This is a genomic window from Bradyrhizobium sp. SZCCHNRI3043, from assembly GCF_032377735.1.
Taxonomy (GTDB): domain Bacteria; phylum Pseudomonadota; class Alphaproteobacteria; order Rhizobiales; family Xanthobacteraceae; genus Bradyrhizobium.
The window spans coordinates 991,944-1,006,819 of the sequence record NZ_JAUHID010000001.1 but is presented as its reverse complement, the minus strand read 5'-3'; the positions used below and the strand labels follow the sequence as shown (position 1 = coordinate 1,006,819).

The 14,876-nt window shown below is 64.0% G+C and carries 27 protein-coding genes; 6 read left to right on the top strand and 21 right to left on the bottom strand.

The annotated features are described in order from the left end of the window. Positions 1 to 290: 290 nt before the first annotated feature. The 3 genes from irr to nifH form a co-directional block, all read right to left on the bottom strand. Positions 291 to 785, bottom strand: a complete 495-nt coding sequence (gene irr, locus QX124_RS04800) for a Fur family transcriptional regulator Irr (RefSeq protein ID WP_315756201.1) — start codon at positions 783 to 785, stop codon at positions 291 to 293. Positions 786 to 802: 17 nt separating this feature from the next. Beyond that, positions 803 to 1,537, bottom strand: a complete 735-nt coding sequence (locus tag QX124_RS04795; RefSeq protein ID WP_315796488.1) for a nitrogen fixation protein NifQ — start codon at positions 1,535 to 1,537, stop codon at positions 803 to 805. A gap of 83 nt (positions 1,538 to 1,620) precedes the next feature. Beyond that, the gene (gene nifH, locus QX124_RS04790; protein ID WP_315756203.1) at positions 1,621 to 2,508 is read right to left on the bottom strand and encodes a nitrogenase iron protein; all 888 of its coding nucleotides are present in this window, start codon (positions 2,506 to 2,508) and stop codon (positions 1,621 to 1,623) included. Between the two features lie 418 nt (positions 2,509 to 2,926). Here nifH and QX124_RS04785 point away from each other — a divergent pair, with 418 nt between their 5' ends. Both QX124_RS04785 and QX124_RS04780 read left to right on the top strand, forming a co-directional pair. Beyond that, positions 2,927 to 3,358, top strand: coding sequence for a response regulator transcription factor (locus QX124_RS04785; RefSeq protein ID WP_315741025.1), 432 nt, complete (start codon positions 2,927 to 2,929; stop codon positions 3,356 to 3,358). Then, on the top strand, positions 3,252 to 3,779 hold the full coding sequence (locus QX124_RS04780) for an ArsC/Spx/MgsR family protein (RefSeq protein WP_409997657.1): 528 nt from the start codon (positions 3,252 to 3,254) through the stop codon (positions 3,777 to 3,779). The genes QX124_RS04785 and QX124_RS04780 overlap by 107 nt, the downstream gene beginning before the upstream one ends. 19 nt (positions 3,780 to 3,798) lie before the next feature. On the opposite strand, the gene QX124_RS04775 is transcribed toward QX124_RS04780, so the two are convergent. From QX124_RS04775 to QX124_RS04765, 3 genes are read right to left on the bottom strand one after another with little or no spacing between them, the layout of a single operon-like run. After that, positions 3,799 to 4,161, bottom strand: a complete 363-nt coding sequence (locus QX124_RS04775; RefSeq protein ID WP_315785926.1) for a (2Fe-2S) ferredoxin domain-containing protein — start codon at positions 4,159 to 4,161, stop codon at positions 3,799 to 3,801. Beyond that, a complete protein-coding gene (gene grxD, locus QX124_RS04770; RefSeq protein WP_315756206.1) occupies positions 4,158 to 4,487 on the bottom strand; it encodes a Grx4 family monothiol glutaredoxin in 330 nt (109 codons plus the stop codon). Before grxD ends, QX124_RS04775 begins: the two co-directional genes overlap by 4 nt. A gap of 48 nt (positions 4,488 to 4,535) precedes the next feature. Further along, a complete protein-coding gene (locus QX124_RS04765; RefSeq protein ID WP_315740981.1) occupies positions 4,536 to 4,769 on the bottom strand; it encodes a BolA family transcriptional regulator in 234 nt (77 codons plus the stop codon). 271 nt (positions 4,770 to 5,040) lie between these two features. On the opposite strand from QX124_RS04765, the gene QX124_RS04760 reads away from it, so the two are divergent. The 4 genes from QX124_RS04760 (at position 5,041) to QX124_RS04745 (ending at position 7,052) form a co-directional block, all read left to right on the top strand. Further along, entirely contained in the window at positions 5,041 to 5,532 is a 492-nt protein-coding gene (locus QX124_RS04760) for a hypothetical protein (protein WP_315796486.1), read from the top strand. Between the two features lie 92 nt (positions 5,533 to 5,624). Continuing rightward, entirely contained in the window at positions 5,625 to 5,987 is a 363-nt protein-coding gene (locus tag QX124_RS04755) for an iron-sulfur cluster assembly protein (protein ID WP_315796622.1), read from the top strand. Between the two features lie 37 nt (positions 5,988 to 6,024). Continuing rightward, positions 6,025 to 6,783: a dienelactone hydrolase family protein gene (locus QX124_RS04750; protein WP_315796485.1), complete on the top strand. Its 759-nt coding sequence runs from the start codon at positions 6,025 to 6,027 to the stop codon at positions 6,781 to 6,783. Positions 6,784 to 6,809: 26 nt separating this feature from the next. Beyond that, entirely contained in the window at positions 6,810 to 7,052 is a 243-nt protein-coding gene (locus tag QX124_RS04745; protein WP_315752858.1) for a hypothetical protein, read from the top strand. Positions 7,053 to 7,305: 253 nt separating this feature from the next. On the opposite strand, the gene QX124_RS04740 is transcribed toward QX124_RS04745, so the two are convergent. Genes QX124_RS04740 through nifB form a run of 15 tightly spaced genes read right to left on the bottom strand, consistent with a single transcriptional unit; the run spans position 7,306 to position 14,803 of the window. Then, on the bottom strand, positions 7,306 to 7,764 hold the full coding sequence (locus tag QX124_RS04740; protein WP_315796484.1) for a group II truncated hemoglobin: 459 nt from the start codon (positions 7,762 to 7,764) through the stop codon (positions 7,306 to 7,308). 16 nt (positions 7,765 to 7,780) lie between these two features. After that, positions 7,781 to 7,948 carry a hypothetical protein gene (locus QX124_RS04735; RefSeq protein ID WP_315796482.1) on the bottom strand — a complete coding sequence of 56 codons (168 nt, stop codon included), beginning with the start codon at positions 7,946 to 7,948 and terminating at the stop codon, positions 7,781 to 7,783. Positions 7,949 to 7,960: 12 nt separating this feature from the next. Continuing rightward, positions 7,961 to 8,275, bottom strand: a complete 315-nt coding sequence (locus tag QX124_RS04730; protein ID WP_315796480.1) for a DUF6156 family protein — start codon at positions 8,273 to 8,275, stop codon at positions 7,961 to 7,963. A gap of 38 nt (positions 8,276 to 8,313) precedes the next feature. Beyond that, positions 8,314 to 8,526, bottom strand: a complete 213-nt coding sequence (locus tag QX124_RS04725; RefSeq protein WP_284423618.1) for a hypothetical protein — start codon at positions 8,524 to 8,526, stop codon at positions 8,314 to 8,316. A gap of 12 nt (positions 8,527 to 8,538) precedes the next feature. Beyond that, a complete protein-coding gene (locus tag QX124_RS04720) occupies positions 8,539 to 8,847 on the bottom strand; it encodes a 2Fe-2S iron-sulfur cluster-binding protein (protein ID WP_315740974.1) in 309 nt (102 codons plus the stop codon). A 36-nt stretch (positions 8,848 to 8,883) separates the two neighbouring features. Beyond that, complete coding sequence (locus tag QX124_RS04715) at positions 8,884 to 10,098, bottom strand: DegT/DnrJ/EryC1/StrS family aminotransferase (protein ID WP_315785938.1); 1,215 nt, start codon at positions 10,096 to 10,098, stop codon at positions 8,884 to 8,886. 2 nt (positions 10,099 to 10,100) lie between these two features. Then, positions 10,101 to 10,361 (bottom strand): hypothetical protein, encoded by a 261-nt coding sequence (locus QX124_RS04710; protein WP_315740972.1) that lies wholly within the window; start codon positions 10,359 to 10,361, stop codon positions 10,101 to 10,103. 19 nt (positions 10,362 to 10,380) lie between these two features. Further along, positions 10,381 to 10,737 carry a DUF3024 domain-containing protein gene (locus QX124_RS04705; protein ID WP_315740971.1) on the bottom strand — a complete coding sequence of 119 codons (357 nt, stop codon included), beginning with the start codon at positions 10,735 to 10,737 and terminating at the stop codon, positions 10,381 to 10,383. Positions 10,738 to 10,752: 15 nt separating this feature from the next. Next, on the bottom strand, positions 10,753 to 10,992 hold the full coding sequence (locus QX124_RS04700; RefSeq protein ID WP_315740970.1) for a nitrogen fixation protein NifZ: 240 nt from the start codon (positions 10,990 to 10,992) through the stop codon (positions 10,753 to 10,755). Next, positions 10,989 to 11,312, bottom strand: coding sequence for a nitrogen fixation protein NifZ (locus QX124_RS04695; RefSeq protein ID WP_315740969.1), 324 nt, complete (start codon positions 11,310 to 11,312; stop codon positions 10,989 to 10,991). The genes QX124_RS04700 and QX124_RS04695 overlap by 4 nt, the downstream gene beginning before the upstream one ends. Next, positions 11,309 to 12,082, bottom strand: a complete 774-nt coding sequence (locus QX124_RS04690) for a 4Fe4S-binding leucine-rich repeat protein (protein ID WP_315796476.1) — start codon at positions 12,080 to 12,082, stop codon at positions 11,309 to 11,311. The genes QX124_RS04695 and QX124_RS04690 overlap by 4 nt, the downstream gene beginning before the upstream one ends. Then, the gene (locus tag QX124_RS04685; protein ID WP_315740967.1) at positions 12,075 to 12,608 is read right to left on the bottom strand and encodes a hypothetical protein; all 534 of its coding nucleotides are present in this window, start codon (positions 12,606 to 12,608) and stop codon (positions 12,075 to 12,077) included. Before QX124_RS04685 ends, QX124_RS04690 begins: the two co-directional genes overlap by 8 nt. An 11-nt stretch (positions 12,609 to 12,619) precedes the next feature. Then, complete coding sequence (locus QX124_RS04680; RefSeq protein ID WP_315740966.1) at positions 12,620 to 12,949, bottom strand: iron-sulfur cluster assembly accessory protein; 330 nt, start codon at positions 12,947 to 12,949, stop codon at positions 12,620 to 12,622. A gap of 11 nt (positions 12,950 to 12,960) precedes the next feature. After that, positions 12,961 to 13,185: a YfhL family 4Fe-4S dicluster ferredoxin gene (locus QX124_RS04675; RefSeq protein ID WP_006609676.1), complete on the bottom strand. Its 225-nt coding sequence runs from the start codon at positions 13,183 to 13,185 to the stop codon at positions 12,961 to 12,963. A gap of 55 nt (positions 13,186 to 13,240) precedes the next feature. After that, on the bottom strand, positions 13,241 to 14,803 hold the full coding sequence (gene nifB / locus QX124_RS04670; protein WP_315756221.1) for a nitrogenase cofactor biosynthesis protein NifB: 1,563 nt from the start codon (positions 14,801 to 14,803) through the stop codon (positions 13,241 to 13,243). Between the last annotated feature and the right edge of the window lie 73 nt (positions 14,804 to 14,876).

Genomic DNA, 14,876 nt, shown 5'->3' with positions numbered 1-14,876 from the left:
GGGCAGAGCCGGCCTCTCGGGCATTCCTGGGCCCGCGCTGTCCGGAGACGTCTGGCATTCACTCGCTCCGTCGCAACCTGTGTGCGGCCGCCAGAAGCACGACGCTCCATCACGGCCAGCAATTCACTCAGCAACGGCCATGCCACCGTCGGACCAGAATCTAATCAATTGAATTTACTTCACTTTTTGCGCGAAAACGGATTGTCGGATTCGTAACAGGGTCGGGAATCAGACGTCGAGGTGAAGTGACTCGGTCGCCCAGCGCCAAGCCGCGGCGACCTGCGCTGCCGTCAGGCGTGGCGCCTGCGGCGCAGATGGATGACGATGTCAATCCGCTCCATGCGATAGCCCGGCAGCGGCTCCGGCAGCTGCTCAAACGCGACATGCTCGGGCACATCGACGAGTTCGCCTTCGTCCTCATAGAAGAAGTGCGGATGGACGGTCGTATTGGTGTCGAAGAACGATTTCGAGCCGTCCACGCCGATCTGCCGCAGTAGCCCGAGCTCCACGAACTGATTGAGCGTGTTGTAGATGGTGGCCTGCGAGATCTTCATGCCGGTGGCGACGGCGGCGCCATAGAGCGCATCGGCGGTGATGTGGCGGTCACCGCTGCCGAACAGAATCCGGCTCAGTTGCTGACGCTGCTGGGTGGGACGCAACCCGGCCCGACGCAGCGCGTCCTCGCATCGACGCATCAGGATCTCGCCAGCTTCGCAGGTCTCTGCCTGGGGACAAGGTCCGCCGTCGGAGTTGCACGGGGATCGAAGCTGGCTGTCCATCAACATCGTCACGGTCCTCGAACTCACATCGCGGCGCCCGCCGCCTCCTGCAGCGCCACCTCGCGTCGCCGCTCGGCCATCCGGCTCTCGCCGCTCTCCTCGCCGAAACAGAGCGCGAAATCGTTGCACTGGGTGCAGACTGGCGTCGTGCACATCACGAAGCCATCGTCCTCGCACAGCATGCGGTAGAAGAAGCGCTTCCAGCGCATGTTCTTGGTGTTGCGGCTTGCGAGCGGCGCGAAATGGCGCGTCAGGAGCCGCGACAGCTCGGAGCGCTCGCGCAGGCCCAGGTCTTCCCAGAGATGGTTGGGCTCCATCGCGCGACGCGCCACCATGGCTGCGAGCCAACGGCCGACCTCGCCGTCCGTGGAGCGCTGCGCAGCGAGCAGATCGCGCACCATCCCGATCTCGTCGTCGTCCGGCGCGGCCACGGCCCCGGCGATCGGCAGCCATGAGGAGTCGATCGAGGCTGCAGGAAACAGCTGCGCCAGCAGTGCGATCAGCTCGACGGTCGAAAGCCCCGCTCGCTCCGCCAGCGCGCCATGCTCCATCGCTGAAACGGCGAGGATCGATGCGATGACGTGACGATCGAAACCGATGTCGCTGTCGATCAGCGCATCGTCGGGATCGACGCCGGTCAGCAGGCGGTAAATCTGGCGGCCGTGGTGCCGCCTGTCCTCTTCGAAGGAGCCGTTGCGCGGCGACGGTTGCAGGCCAGCGGCAACGGACTCCGAGACGCCCACGATTGCGATCGTCATAGCGTGATCCCCTGCCGCCTGCCGGCGGGACATGCGATGAGGTACCGGCCTTCCGACGGGAGGAAGGCCGGTACCAAGACTGCTTAAGCCGTTGCGGCGAGATCGGCGGCAGTCTTTCCGATTTGGCTCTCGTCGACGGCCTTCATGATGCCGTGCTCCATCAGCATGTCTTCGAGCTCGTCCATCGTGATCGGGGTCGGGATGATGCCCTTGCCGGCGTTGACGTGGATCTTCTGGGCCAGCGAGCGGTAGTGGCCGGCCTGAACCGAGTCCGGCGCATATTCCAGCACGGTCATGCGGCGCAGCTCGGCGTGCTGCACGATGTTGTCGCGCGGCACGAAGTAGATCAGCTGGGTGCCGAGCTTCTTCGCCAGAGCCTCCGCCAGCTCCAGCTCCTTGTCGGTCTGGCGCTCGTTGCAGACCAGGCCGCCCAGGCGCACGCCGCCGGAGTTGGCATACTTCAGAATGCCCTTGGAGATGTTGTTGGCGGCATACATCGCCATCATCTCGCCGGACATCACGATGTAGATCTCCTGCGCCTTGTTCTCGCGGATCGGCATCGCGAAGCCGCCGCAGACCACGTCGCCGAGCACGTCGTAGGACACGTAGTCGATGTCCTCATAGGCGCCGTTCTCTTCCAGGAAGTTGATCGAGGTGATGACGCCGCGGCCGGCGCAGCCGACGCCCGGCTCCGGACCACCGGACTCGACGCAACGGATGTCGCGATAGCCGACCTTCATGACCTCTTCGATCTCGAGGTCCTCGACGCTGCCGGCGGCAGCGGCCAGGCTCAGGATGGTGTCCTGCGCCTTGGCGTGCAGGATCAGGCGGGTCGAATCCGCTTTCGGATCGCAGCCGACGATCAGGATCCGGTGACCCATCTCGGCCAGCGCGGCCAGGGTATTTTGCGACGTCGTCGACTTGCCGATGCCGCCTTTGCCGTAGAATGCGATTTGTCGCAGTGATGACATTCTGCTCTCCATCAACCGATTGCCTATGTCGCGCCCGCTTGCAGCAGAGCGTGACCGCGTCCTCTTTGTGTCCGAACCGGCAGACGGGTTGTTGGGAAGGAGAGCATCGCTCGTCCGAAGCGTCGGCGTGCACTCAGCCCTCAACCATTGCCTGAGCGCAGTTTTGCAACCGCTGTGCCAGCACGCGCACAGCGCCAAAACGATCATGTTTCAAAGGAGATGCCGAGCAATCCGGACGCGATTGCGGGTTGTTGCAAACCCGACATCGGAATGCTTCGCAAGATGCGACGACACGCAGCCCTGTCTGAAACGACACAACGGCTGCGCCGTTTCAGCCGTGCAGGACCCGGAACGAGATTTGCTAGATCCCCCTCCGCAGCCCTGCGGCACAGACGCTGACAACGTTGAGGAGGATGCAATGCAGATCGGAGTGGAAACGGCCAAGGCGGTGGACCAGCGGCGCGTGTTCGTGATCGATGACGACGAGATCACGCGCGCGGCCCTGCAGTTCATGTTGCACGATGAAATCGAGACACATGAATTGGCGACGCCAGAGGAGGCGTATGAGAAGGGCGTCGATTGGCTGGCACCGAACGTGGTGCTGCTCGGGGTTTCCTTCTTGAAGCAACGCGGCCCCGAGCTCGTCCGCGAGATCCTGGCGAAGTTCAAAGGCGTGCGGATTCTGATCGTGACCGCCAAGGCCGACGAGGCGATCGCGATCGAAGGTCTCAAGGCCGGCGCGCATGGCGCCGTGGTCAAGCCGCTCACGATCGAGTCGGTGCGCAAGAAGGTCGACACCATTCTCGGCCGCGCCGGCGGCGCGCAGCTGGTCCAGCTCGGCGGCGCCTGACGTGACGACCGTCGTCTTCTATGAGAAGCCGGGCTGCGGCACCAACGCCCGGCAGAAGCTGATGCTGGCGCGCGCCGGCCACGATGTCGTCGCCAGGAATCTCTTGACCGAGCCCTGGACCGGCGAGCGGCTGCGGGCGTATTTCGCCGGGACGCCCGTCTGGAGCTGGTTCAATCCAGCCTCGCCGCGCGTGAAATCGGGAGAGATCGAGCCAGAGACAATCGAAGCCGTCGCAGCGATCGACCTGATGCTCGAGGATCCGCTGCTAATCCGTCGGCCATTGATCGAAGCCGGCGGCCGGTGCTGCGCCGGCTTCGATCGTGAACCCGTGATCTCGCTGCTCCGGCAGGGCGACGATCTGGACGATGTCCAGGGCTGCACGCGTCCGGAGGGGTCGACACCTTGTCCGGAGCCGCGTTGAGCGGCTCCGTTCTGCAAGCTCAGCGCTTCAACACCATGACCAGGCGATCGACGCGCTTGCCCTGCTTGAAGTGGGATTCGACGATCTCGTCGATATCCTCGGGCCTGGTCGGCCGATACCAGACGCCGTCTGGATAGACCACCATCATCGGTCCCGCGCTGCAGAAGCCGAAGCAGCCGGCCGCGGTGACGCCGATGTCCGTCAGCCGCTGCGCCTCGATGGTCTTGGTCAGCCGATCCCACAGCGGCTGTACGCCGAGCGCGCCGCAGCTGCCGCGCGGATGTCCGGGCGGACGCTGCGTCAGGCAGACGAAGGCGTGGTATTTGTAGAGCTGCGGAATCTCGAATGAATCATCCGCCTCGGCAACATCAGAATCGCTCATGACGCAGGCGCCTTGATACCCTTGTCGGCGAGCAGCGTCGCGAGCTCACCGGCCTGGAACATCTCGCGCACGATGTCGCAGCCGCCGACGAATTCGCCCTTCACATAAAGCTGCGGAATGGTCGGCCAGTTGGAGAACTCCTTGATGCCCTCGCGAATGAAGGGATCGGCGAGCACGTTGACGCTCTCGTAAGCCACGTCCAGCTTGGCCAGGATCTGCGCCACCGCGGCGGAGAAGCCGCATTGCGGCGCGGCCGGCACGCCCTTCATGAACAGCACGACATCATTGCTGTCGATCAGCTTCTGAATGCGTTCGGATGTCGACATAGACTGGATCCTTTCCCTGAATGCGACCGATCAGCCGGATCGCAACGATCACTTCGGCAATGACGTCTCGAGCGCCAGCGCATGCAGTACGCCGCCCATCTGGCCCTTGAGAGCCGAATAGACCATCTGATGCTGTTGCACCCGGCTCTTTCCAACGAAAGCCTGTGAGGTGACGCGCGCCGAATAATGGTCGCCATCGCCTGCCAGATCCTCGATCAGGACGACGGCATCCGGGAACGCCTCCTTGATCAGACGCTCGATATCCGTTGCTGCCATCGCCATCGCTGCCACTCCCGCTGGATTGATGAAGGCCTCATGCAAGCTCCGAACCAGTCATTTGCGGGCGGCAATCGCCGGCTCGTCGGCATCTGACGACTTGCCCAGGCCAAACCGCCCGCGTTGCGTCGTCTTTGCTACATCAGCCACGGGGCAGCGAAGAGGCCGCGTTCAAAATCCAACATCGGCCCGTTCTTCCACCCGCCTTGTACCGACTCTGGCGCCGCTGCACCCGCTCGAAAACGGTCCGCGTCTTGCAGTGATTTGATCGAGGTCAATGCAGATGCTCGAACTCGTCAGCGAACCCGACACGATCAACTTCGGCGATCTGCCGCAGGAGATCGATGCGCTGCTGCAACAGGGCGTGGCGGCGTACCGCCGCGACCACGCGCAGGCGGACCGGCTGTTTCGCCAGGCGCTGGCGACCGCTCCGCAGCAGCTGCCGACCTACTTCTGTCTGTACAAGATTCACACCTATCAAGGCCATCTCGACGAGGCAGAGGCGGTCGCCGAGCTGGGCCTTGCGGAAGCGGCGCGCCAAGCCGGCTGGCCACGTGATTGGCGGCACTGGACGCCGCATGATCCGCTGCCGGATGGCGCCGGCCGCTTCGCGCTCTACACACTGAAGGCACTCGCCTTCATTCATCTGCGCAAGACTGATTCCGAGGGTGCTGCCGAAATGCTCACGGCGCTGCGGCGACTGGATCCCGCCGGAGCCGTCGGATGGCCGGTCGTCGCCGCGCTGGCCGAGGGGCTCGGTTCGGATTGAGGCAACGCCAAGCATGAGCAAAGCGAACATGACACGAATTCCAACGACCATCCCCCGGTGCGAACCAGGATCATGAGAGGAACCAACGCATGATGACGATGCACGCCCCGCTCTCTCCTTCCCCGGCACAGAACGCCGTAGCGAGCGGCTCCCGGAATGCCGCCGAGAGCGTGATTGCCGCGTTGCGGACGGTCTACGACCCGGAAATTCCGGTGAACGTCTACGATCTCGGTCTGGTCTATCGAATCGCGCACGAGGGCGGCGGCGTCGTCGAGATCGACATGACCCTGACGGCGCCTGGCTGCCCGGTCGCGAGCGAGATCGTCCGCATGGTGGAGGACGCCGTACAGGCCGTCGACGGCGTCGCGTCGGTGAAAGTCGCGCTCGTGTTCGAGCCGCCATGGGACAAGTCGCGCATGTCCGAAGAGACCGCGCTGGAGTTGGGTTTGTTGTAACGCGCGCGAGCCGCGCCAACAGGAGCAGGAGCATCACATGCCTACGGAGAGCACGATCAAGCTGACCGCCAGCGACGGCCATACCTTCCAGGCGTTTCGTGCCGATCCAGCCGATGCGCCGAAGGGGGCGATCGTCGTCCTGCCGGATGGCACCGGCGCTGCCGGCAAGCTGCGCAAGGTCGCCGATGCCTTTGCAGCCAGCGGATATGTCGTGATTGCGCCGGAGCTGTCGCCTCCTGCGGCGATCGACGCGGCAACGGAGGGCGAGCCGGCCAAGACCGTGCCGGACCCGGCAGCGCCGCTGCTCGCCGAGATCCAGTCAACGGTCGACAGCGTCAAGGAATGCGGCAAGGTGGCGGTGGTCGGCTTCGGCGCCGGGGGCGGTCTCGCCTATGACGCGGCCAACCGCGTCTCCGGCGTGGCCTGCGCAGTGAGCTACTACGCGACCGGTGTCGTCAACGCGGCCGGCGCCAAGCGCAAGATTCCGACGCTGCTCCATTTCGGCGAGGCCGACATCGTCGTGCCGTTCGCGGAGGTGACCATGTTCCGCGCCTATCATCCCGAGGTCAGCGCGTTCTCCTATCCGAATGCCGCGCATGCGTTCGACGGTGACGGCGAGACCTATGATGAATCTGCAGCTGCGCTGGCACATGACCGGACCCTGGCGTGGATCTCGCAATATGTCGTCGGGCAGCCGCCGATCACGCTGAAGAACGCCGGCGCCTATGCGCTCGCCAAGACCGACAAGAAAAAGAAGAAGAAAGCCGACGACGACATGGGACCGCTGGCCGATTGACAATCCGATGGAGTGAGAGCACCGCGATGCTGCCGACCACCATCCTGATCGACGAGCGGCCACGTTGCGTCGTGCGCCCCAACGACACCAAGGATCTCAACCGCTTCATCCGCAACGGCAAGCCTTTTCTGCTTGCCGAGGTGCCGGACGGCAGAATCACGCATCGCAATGCCAGCGAGGTCGAGATGATGCAATGGCAGAACGCCCTGGCGCTGCACCGCGCCTGGGGCGGCGACGACGAGACCTTCTTCGGCGTGCCATTGTATTAGCTCGGCCCTTCCAGAGCCGTAGGGTGGGCAAAGGCGCCACCGGCGGCAATTGCTAGGCTTGCCCGAAGCTCGCCGTGCCCACCATTCCATCGGCTATCATCGGCTGATGGAGTCGCGGTGGGCACGCTTCGCTTTGCCTACCCTACGCGCCGCGCAGTCTCCGTCATTGCGAGCGCAGCGAAGCAATCTAGCGCAACACGACGATTCTGGATTGCTTCGTCGCCTTGCTCCTCGCAATGACGCAACCGCAGGCCTATGGCCGCGCGGCGCGAGCATCGTGCGGGTTGCCGGCCTGGTTGCGCATCCAGTCGGCGAGCTTCGTCATGGCGGCGTCGACGTCGTGCCGCGCCTGGACGTCGGTCACCGTCTCCTCGAGCGCGCCGCGCATGCACAGCAGCCAGGCGTCGCGCTCGGCATTGCCGATGGCGAAGCCCATGTGACGCTGGCGCAGCCGCGGATGGCCTTTCTCGGGCGAGTACAGCTTGGGGCCGCCAAGCCATTCGGAGAGATAGCGCTTCAGGATGTGCTTGATAGGCCCGAGATTGCTGCCGTGCATGGCGCGGATGCCCTTGGCATCGGGCAAAGTATCCATTCGATGGTAGAAGGATTCGACGAGACGGTCGACCACGACGGCACCGCCGATCCGCTCATAGGGGGTCGCGACCGGCCCTGCGCCCGGAGTTCCAGTCTCTGAAGTCCCAGCGTCCGCCATCCGGCCGTTCCTGTCTCTACTCGTCCAAGCTCGGCTGCAGGATGACCTCAGCCGGGGCGCCGGGTCCCTGCTCGTCCACAAGCTCCAACGTATCGACACGCGACAATCCGCCGCCGTTGTCCATCAACACGATAGCGTCCTTCGGCATGCTGGCAAGAGCCTCGATCAGCTTGGCGACGGTCACGATCCCTCCTCCTCACGCAGCGGCCTGTCCAGCGACAGGGACGCCGTTCTCGTCGAAATTGAGCGTCACCGGATCCTCGTCGAGCATCACGATCTCGGCCCGGCTCAGCGCCCCATTGGCATGGTAGCTGTAGCGATGCGTGAGCTCGATCTCACCATAGACGATCTTTTCGAATCCGGTGAGCGCACCCGCGGCATCGAAATAGCCGCGGATGAAGGTGTTGCGGTTCGACAGCTGCTCCGGCGCGATCGCCGTGACCAGCCGCAGCGGCAGCTTGATGCCCGTATACGAGACGAAGAACCGGCAATCCCGCCCTGTATCCGTCATTACGCAGCCGCTTCAAGCATGAGTCCGCAGTGCAGCCGTCACGACACGGCTGCGGTCTTCAAGGCCTCGATCTGGTCGCGCGCCACCTTAAACACGCCGCGACCGCCGGCGAAGGTCTGATAGGCCTTCATTCCGATCGCCTCACTCAACTTGTCGAACCATTGCTGCGGCGTCAGGCCGACCGGCCGCTCGCTGATTTCAGCCACCGTGCCGTCATTGGCAAAGCGGACATGGAGCGTCACATTGTCCATCTGATCCTCCTGTTACAGACCCGAGCCAAAGCCGAGCAACTCGATCTTGACGTTCTCGGTGCCCAGGATGGTCGCCTGGCACGCGAGCCGGGATTTCGAGCCGACGCCGACGATGGTGTCGAGCTTCTCGTTCTCCAGCTTGGAGACCTTCGACACGCCCTTGCGTCCCTCCTGCAGAAAGATGTGACAGGAGCCGCACTTCGCCTGGCCCTCGCATTTGTGCTGGATGTCGACCTCGGCGCCGAGCAGCGCCGCGAGAATGGTGGTGCCCTCGCCCACCTCGATCGTCTTGCCTGATGGCATTACCGTCAATGTCGCCACTTGGATTCTCCTCTTCCAGTTTGAGATCAGAACTCGTCAGTAGATCGCCGCGCCCGCTCCGACATTGACCGATGCGTCCTTCATGGTCGCCACGATGAAGGCGATCTGGTCCGTGGTCAGGTGGACGTGGAACGGCAGGGCTACGACGCGATCGGCGACCTTCTCGGTCACGAGATAGTCGCCCCGCCGATAGCCCATGTTGAAATAGTGTCGTTGCAGATGCAGCGGATTGGAATAAGCGATCGCCTCGACCTGTTCGACCCTGAGATCCTCGACGATCGAATCGCGGCTCGACTTCGAGAACCGCGTGCCCAGATGCACCTGATACAGGAACCAGTTCACGTCGGTGACATCAGGCCCGACATAGGGATCCTTGATTCCCTCGAACGATTGCACTTGGCTATAATAGATCTGCTCGATCAGCTTGCGGCGTTCGAGGATCTCGTCGACTCGCCTCAGCTGTGCGAGGCCCAGCGCCGCCGTCACGTCGCTCATGACAGCCTGGTGGGACGGGCTGCTGCTGACCACGACCGAACCGCGCTCGTCCAGCCGGTGCAAGCGGTGGCGACGTACGGCGACCGCAATGTCGACGTCATCCGTGACGACCATGCCGCCCTCACCGCAGGTCAATGCAAAAGGCTGCGAGAAGTCGAACACCGACGCGACGCCGAAGGTGCCGACCAGCGCGCCCTGATATTTCGAGCCGATCGCCTCGGTCGAATCCTCGATCAGGGGCAGATTGTGCGCCTTGGCGATCGCCTGCAGCTCCGACCATTTGGCCGGATGCCCGTTGGTGTTGCCGGCCAGGATTGCCTTGGTCTTCTCAGTGAGGCGCGCCCCGATCTTGCTTGGCGCCAGCGTGCCCGAATAGTAGTCGATATCGACGAAGACCGGCTTAGCGCCGACGATACTGATCGCGTGCGCGACCTCGCGGAACGAATAGGACGACGCGATCACCTCGTCGCCGGGGCCGATCCCCATAGCCTTGAGGACGAGCACCAGGCCCAGCGTCCCGCTCGGCACCGCGATGGCATATTTGCGGCCGAGATAGGCCGCGAATGCCGCTTCGAATTCCTCGACGAGCGGACCGCAGGACAGCCGCGGCGACCGCAAAGTCGCCTCCACGGCGGCGATCTCCGCCGTCGTGATGTCAGGATCGGACAACGGGATGAAGTCGAAACCGACCGGCGTCAACTCAGCCTCGTCCTGCTCCTGTCGATCGGCGTCATGCACCAGATAGGGCTTGGTCATGATCAGCTCCGCCTGGCCAGGATCAGGCCGGTGGCCTTCGCGGGATCGTCGGTCACGCCGGCGCAATGGTCGCTGGCATCGAGCAGATGCAGGTCGAACGCCGCGTAGCTGCGGAACGGCTGTTCGGTTACGTCGGAGGCATCGCAACGCGTCAGGACCAGCTTGGGGAAGCGACGGCGCAATTCGCCGAACGCCGCGCTGCCGGCATCGGGTCCAGTGAGGACCTGCTCGATCTCATTCAGTTCCTGCTCGGCAAGTGCCATGTCACCCGTCCTCTTCGTCCTACTGCCAGAATATCCGCTCAGGGTCGGCGTTCAGCTCGTCGACCGCCGCGGTCAACCGCTTGTGCACGCTGTGCAGCTCCCATGTTCCCTGGCCGTGATCTCTCCAGAACAGCTTCCACATCGCATTCGCCGGATCGTGACGCAGCAAAGCGACGTCGATCACCCCGCCGTCCTTGTCGATGTTGCGTGAGCAGCACGGGCTCCTGACGTGATACCCCTCGTTGACCGGCAAGACCGTCGGCTCGACATAGCGATAGCGCTTGCGCGACTTCAGCGCGCGCTCGATCCGCCTGCGATCCAGCTCGTTGGGATGTGCGGGCAGAATGACCCTGGGCTTGAGCGCGGTTGCGGCCATGGCTGATCATCTCCCTTAGACCGGGACGATCTCCTCTTCGAGACAGCCCACCACCAGCTGCTCGCCGAACTCGACGAGATAGATCGGCATATTCGCTTCCGTATGGGTGCCGACCTGGACGATCTCGCCCAAGTCGCCAACGCCGACGAGCTTGGCCTCGGCCGGCGCATTCGGGAACGAACCGTCGTTGACGAGATCGATCAGCGCCTTCACGCGCTGACCCCATTGATATTTCGGCAGGCGCGGCTCGATCATGACTTGTATGCTCCCGGCAGCGGCAGCTCGTCCTCGGCCTCCCCGCGGGGAACGGTGGACTCGAGCTCCTTGCGTTTCATGCCGACGCGGTTCCCGCTTTCGAGAAACTCGACGCCGTAGATGTAGAACTGCTGCAGGAAGGTCCCGATCGACACGACGTAACCGATCTCGCCCTTCTTCGCGAGGACCTCGCCGATCTCCTTGCCTGCATAGGTGCCGTCGTTGCGGATCGTGCGCTTCGCCTTGACCTTCTCGCCAAACGTGAAATACGGCGGCGCTGACAACTCCACGACCTCGCTGTCACGAACGATGTTGCTCATGCCGGTTTCTCCATCGCAGCTCCGAAGCGGCTCGCGAGCCGGCCGCGCGCCATCTCCTGCACCAGCGGGTCCTCGTCGCGCACCAGCTCCGCGAGCTCACTGAGCGCGATCCGGCTCGCCACCTGGTGACGCACCCGCCAATCGGCGTCCTTGCGCATCGCGGTGAGGAGATCCGGCGCGAGGCGCTCGGCGATCTCGAGCCGCACCCGCGGATCTGGGTCGCTGATCATGCCAAGCAGCCAGTCGCTCGGGATGCGCCGCGCGACGACGCGGCGGACCTCGGCCTCCGGGTCCCCCATCATGCGGCCGAGCACGGACGGTACGATGCGGCGCGCCACGACCAGGCGGACGTAGTAATCGTCGTCCATCATCATCGGCATCAGATCTTCCGGATCGAGCACCGTCGCGATTCGAATGCGGACCTCGCGATGCGGATCATGGCGCAGCCGCAGCACCAGCCGCTTCGGCAGCCGCCGCGCGGCATTCCAGCGCACCGTCTCCTCGGGATCATCGAGCAGCGGCGGCAGAAAGAACGGGCTGGCATGCTTGGCCGCGATCGCGCGCACTTCGAAATGTGGATGCTTGACGTAGCCGTTGGCGAGCGCCGGATTCCAGTTGAAGAAGCGGTCGATGCGGCGGGCGTAGCGGTCGTGTACGCAGGCGTGCCGAAGGCGACAGCCGCCCGATGCGTTGAGCTGCGCGTGTTCGCAGCCCGCACAACTGATCTCGTTGCCCTGCCAGTCGATGGCCTCGTCGATGTCGTCATTCATCGTCGAGCTCCACCCGGTCGACCACCTCGAGCAGGACGCGTGCGCCGATCTTGTCGCTGGGATCGAGCTCGAGCAGCTTTTGCACCGCGAGCCGTCCCTCGACGAGATTGCCGAGGCGCATCTGCAAATAGGCGTATCCCTTCAAGGTGAACATGAAGAAACGCGGCAGCATGTTGTCATAACTGCCGAACTCGGCATGACCGGCGCGAACGTCGCGCCAATGCGGCGGCAAGCGGTTCTCGACGGCCGCCTTGGCGAGGCACCGCTTGGCGATGCGCAACGCGTCAGCGAGCCGTCCCTTGTAGAAATAGAACCGGTAGAAGCCGATCAGGACCGCAGCATGCCCAGGCGCCAGCGCTTCCGCCTTTTTCAGATGCGTCTCCGCGACATCGTCGAGATGATAGCTCTGGCCCGCCTGCCACAGATGATACTCGGCCTCCTCCGGCAGGCCGCCGCCGAGCAGCGCGTCGGCGAGCAGCGCGTCCTCGATGGCGGTCTGAGAGCTGGGCCGGGCGTCGGTGGGCATGGCGAGCTGTCCTAGTGCTCCAGCGCCTTCAAGGCATGGGTCGAGCACGAGACCTGCTTCGGATCGTGAAACACGAGGCCGGTCTGCGTCGCGGTATCCGCGAAGTCGATGGTGACGCCGTCGAGCAGCAAACGGCTCTCCGCCGGCAGGAACAGCCTGACGCCATCGCGTTCAACCACCGCATCGCCGGGCTGCGGCGTCGCGAGGACGGTGATATCGGCGGCAAGTCCCGAGCAACCGCCGGGCGACACCGCGAGACGGAAACCAGAGCCCGCAGTGCCGTCAGCCCGCAGCATCATGCGCATGAACTTCTGCGCGGCTGGCGTGAGCGTGAAGTTCATCTCGGTCTCCCTCAAGCCGGCGGCTGATAGCGCGGGAACGAATTGTCGATCACGCAGGTGTTGTCGACCGGGCAGACCGCCGCGCATTGCGGCTCGTCGAAATGGCCGATGCATTCTGTGCACTTCTTCGGATCGATCACGAAGGTGCCGTTCTTCTCCGAGATCGCCACGTTCGGACATTCGGGTTCACAGGCCGAGCAGCTCGTGCACTGCGAGGCAATGATCTTCAAGGTCATCAAAGGCTCCTGTCGAAGGGGCCCGGCGACGCGACGGCGCCGCCGGGGTCTGATGTCACGCTGCCGAGATCAGGGCGCCCTGGCGAATTTCGGCGTCACCGCGCACGACGTGCTGGATCTCGCCGCTGTTCACCTTGTCGAGGTAGCTCTTGAACCAGGCGATCGCGGACTTCTCGATGAACTCATGGGCGAACTGATCCACCGGCTCGATGCCCGCGGCCTGCAGGTCGCTCTTCGGGCAGCCGCCGATCTTGGCCACGAACACCGCATGGCAGTCGTTGATGGCGCGGATGACGGTCTCCAGGCTGTCCTCGTCGCCATAGCCGCCCTGGCAGTACAGGTCGACGCGGCGGTGACCGACGAACTTGGCTCCGGCCGTGGAAAGCTCGTAGACTTGGAACTCCTTGGCGTGTCCGAAATGCTCGTTGATCAGGCCCGAGCCCTTGGTCGCAACCGCGATCAGCAGCTTGATGTCGCTGGACTGGCCGGCGAGCGAGGCGAGCTCCTCCTGCTTCGCCACGACCTTGGCGACACGCTCCTGCTCGACCGCCTCCTGATACGCCTTGCGGCTGTCGATGTCGTAGTTCACCTCCATCGCCATGATCTTGTCGGTGGTGAATTCGGCGGAGCGATCCTCGCCGAGCAGGCCCACGGCATCGGCGCGGCACTGGCGGCAATGCCGCATCATGTTCATCTCGCCTTCGCACTCGTCCTGCAGCGCCTTCAGCTCCTGCGCGGTCGGTCCGCGCTGGCCGGTCAGGCCGAACACGGTGCCGTGCTCCGGCGAGGAGATCAGCGGCATGATGTTGTGCAGGAACGCGCCGCGCGACTTCACCGCCTTGTTGACCTCGACGAGGTGCTTGTCGTTGACGCCCGGGATCATCACCGAGTTGACCTTGCAGAGGATGCCGCGCTCCGTCAGCATTTCCAGGCCCTGCAACTGGCGATCGGTCAGCAGTTTGGCAGCCTCGACGCCGGTATAGCGCTTGTGCTTCCAGAACACCCAGGGATAGATCTTGGCGCCGATCTCGGGATCAACCATGTTGATGGTGATCGTGACGTGATCGACGTTGAAGCCGGCGATGGTGTCGACGTGATCGGGCAGCGCGAGGCCGTTGGTCGACAGGCAGAGCTTGATGTCGGGGGCGGTGCGAGCGATCAGTTCGAAGGTCTTGAACGTCTTCTCCGGATTGGCGAGCGGATCGCCCGGACCGGCAATGCCCAGCACGGTCATCTGCGGAATGGTCGAGGCGACGGCGAGCACTTTCTTGGCGGCCTGTTCCGGCGACAGCTTCTCGCTGACCACGCCCGGACGCGACTCGTTGGCGCAGTCATATTTTCGGTTGCAGTAGTTGCACTGGATGTTGCAGGCGGGCGCGACGGCGACATGCATGCGCGCGTAGTGATGATGCGCCTCCTCGCTGTAGCAGGGATGGTTCTTCACCTTCTCCCAGATCTCCGGCGGCAGGTCGTTCTCGCCGGCGCCCGAGCCGCAGCTCGCCTTGCCGCTGCCGCCCGAGGTACCGCAGCCCTTGTGTTCCGCGATGGTCTGCATCACCGAGCTCAGCTTGTCGCCGTCCGGTATCGTCGCCTGTTCGTGCTGCACTGACGCGTCCATGTCCGCTCCTTACGTTGCTGGCGAGCCGCAAACCGCCTTGGGCTAGGGTTCAGCAACTCGCGTGCCACGCCGG

What these genes read in the sequence shown, in the direction of transcription:
- irr (WP_315756201.1), bottom strand. Translation starts at nt 785, where the DNA reads ATGTTGATGGACAGCCAGCTTCGATCCCCGTGCAACTCCGACGGCGGA.
- QX124_RS04795 (WP_315796488.1), bottom strand. Translation starts at nt 1,537, where the DNA reads ATGACGATCGCAATCGTGGGCGTCTCGGAGTCCGTTGCCGCTGGCCTG.
- nifH (WP_315756203.1), bottom strand. Translation starts at nt 2,508, where the DNA reads ATGTCATCACTGCGACAAATCGCATTCTACGGCAAAGGCGGCATCGGC.
- QX124_RS04785 (WP_315741025.1), top strand. Translation starts at nt 2,927, where the DNA reads ATGCAGATCGGAGTGGAAACGGCCAAGGCGGTGGACCAGCGGCGCGTG.
- QX124_RS04780 (WP_409997657.1), top strand. Translation starts at nt 3,252, where the DNA reads ATGGCGCCGTGGTCAAGCCGCTCACGATCGAGTCGGTGCGCAAGAAGG.
- QX124_RS04775 (WP_315785926.1), bottom strand. Translation starts at nt 4,161, where the DNA reads ATGAGCGATTCTGATGTTGCCGAGGCGGATGATTCATTCGAGATTCCG.
- grxD (WP_315756206.1), bottom strand. Translation starts at nt 4,487, where the DNA reads ATGTCGACATCCGAACGCATTCAGAAGCTGATCGACAGCAATGATGTC.
- QX124_RS04765 (WP_315740981.1), bottom strand. Translation starts at nt 4,769, where the DNA reads ATGGCGATGGCAGCAACGGATATCGAGCGTCTGATCAAGGAGGCGTTC.
- QX124_RS04760 (WP_315796486.1), top strand. Translation starts at nt 5,041, where the DNA reads ATGCAGATGCTCGAACTCGTCAGCGAACCCGACACGATCAACTTCGGC.
- QX124_RS04755 (WP_315796622.1), top strand. Translation starts at nt 5,625, where the DNA reads ATGACGATGCACGCCCCGCTCTCTCCTTCCCCGGCACAGAACGCCGTA.
- QX124_RS04750 (WP_315796485.1), top strand. Translation starts at nt 6,025, where the DNA reads ATGCCTACGGAGAGCACGATCAAGCTGACCGCCAGCGACGGCCATACC.
- QX124_RS04745 (WP_315752858.1), top strand. Translation starts at nt 6,810, where the DNA reads ATGCTGCCGACCACCATCCTGATCGACGAGCGGCCACGTTGCGTCGTG.
- QX124_RS04740 (WP_315796484.1), bottom strand. Translation starts at nt 7,764, where the DNA reads ATGGCGGACGCTGGGACTTCAGAGACTGGAACTCCGGGCGCAGGGCCG.
- QX124_RS04730 (WP_315796480.1), bottom strand. Translation starts at nt 8,275, where the DNA reads ATGACGGATACAGGGCGGGATTGCCGGTTCTTCGTCTCGTATACGGGC.
- QX124_RS04725 (WP_284423618.1), bottom strand. Translation starts at nt 8,526, where the DNA reads ATGGACAATGTGACGCTCCATGTCCGCTTTGCCAATGACGGCACGGTG.
- QX124_RS04715 (WP_315785938.1), bottom strand. Translation starts at nt 10,098, where the DNA reads ATGACCAAGCCCTATCTGGTGCATGACGCCGATCGACAGGAGCAGGAC.
- QX124_RS04710 (WP_315740972.1), bottom strand. Translation starts at nt 10,361, where the DNA reads ATGGCACTTGCCGAGCAGGAACTGAATGAGATCGAGCAGGTCCTCACT.
- QX124_RS04705 (WP_315740971.1), bottom strand. Translation starts at nt 10,737, where the DNA reads ATGGCCGCAACCGCGCTCAAGCCCAGGGTCATTCTGCCCGCACATCCC.
- QX124_RS04700 (WP_315740970.1), bottom strand. Translation starts at nt 10,992, where the DNA reads ATGATCGAGCCGCGCCTGCCGAAATATCAATGGGGTCAGCGCGTGAAG.
- QX124_RS04695 (WP_315740969.1), bottom strand. Translation starts at nt 11,312, where the DNA reads ATGAGCAACATCGTTCGTGACAGCGAGGTCGTGGAGTTGTCAGCGCCG.
- QX124_RS04690 (WP_315796476.1), bottom strand. Translation starts at nt 12,082, where the DNA reads ATGAATGACGACATCGACGAGGCCATCGACTGGCAGGGCAACGAGATC.
- QX124_RS04685 (WP_315740967.1), bottom strand. Translation starts at nt 12,608, where the DNA reads ATGCCCACCGACGCCCGGCCCAGCTCTCAGACCGCCATCGAGGACGCG.
- QX124_RS04680 (WP_315740966.1), bottom strand. Translation starts at nt 12,949, where the DNA reads ATGAACTTCACGCTCACGCCAGCCGCGCAGAAGTTCATGCGCATGATG.
- QX124_RS04675 (WP_006609676.1), bottom strand. Translation starts at nt 13,185, where the DNA reads ATGACCTTGAAGATCATTGCCTCGCAGTGCACGAGCTGCTCGGCCTGT.
- nifB (WP_315756221.1), bottom strand. Translation starts at nt 14,803, where the DNA reads ATGGACGCGTCAGTGCAGCACGAACAGGCGACGATACCGGACGGCGAC.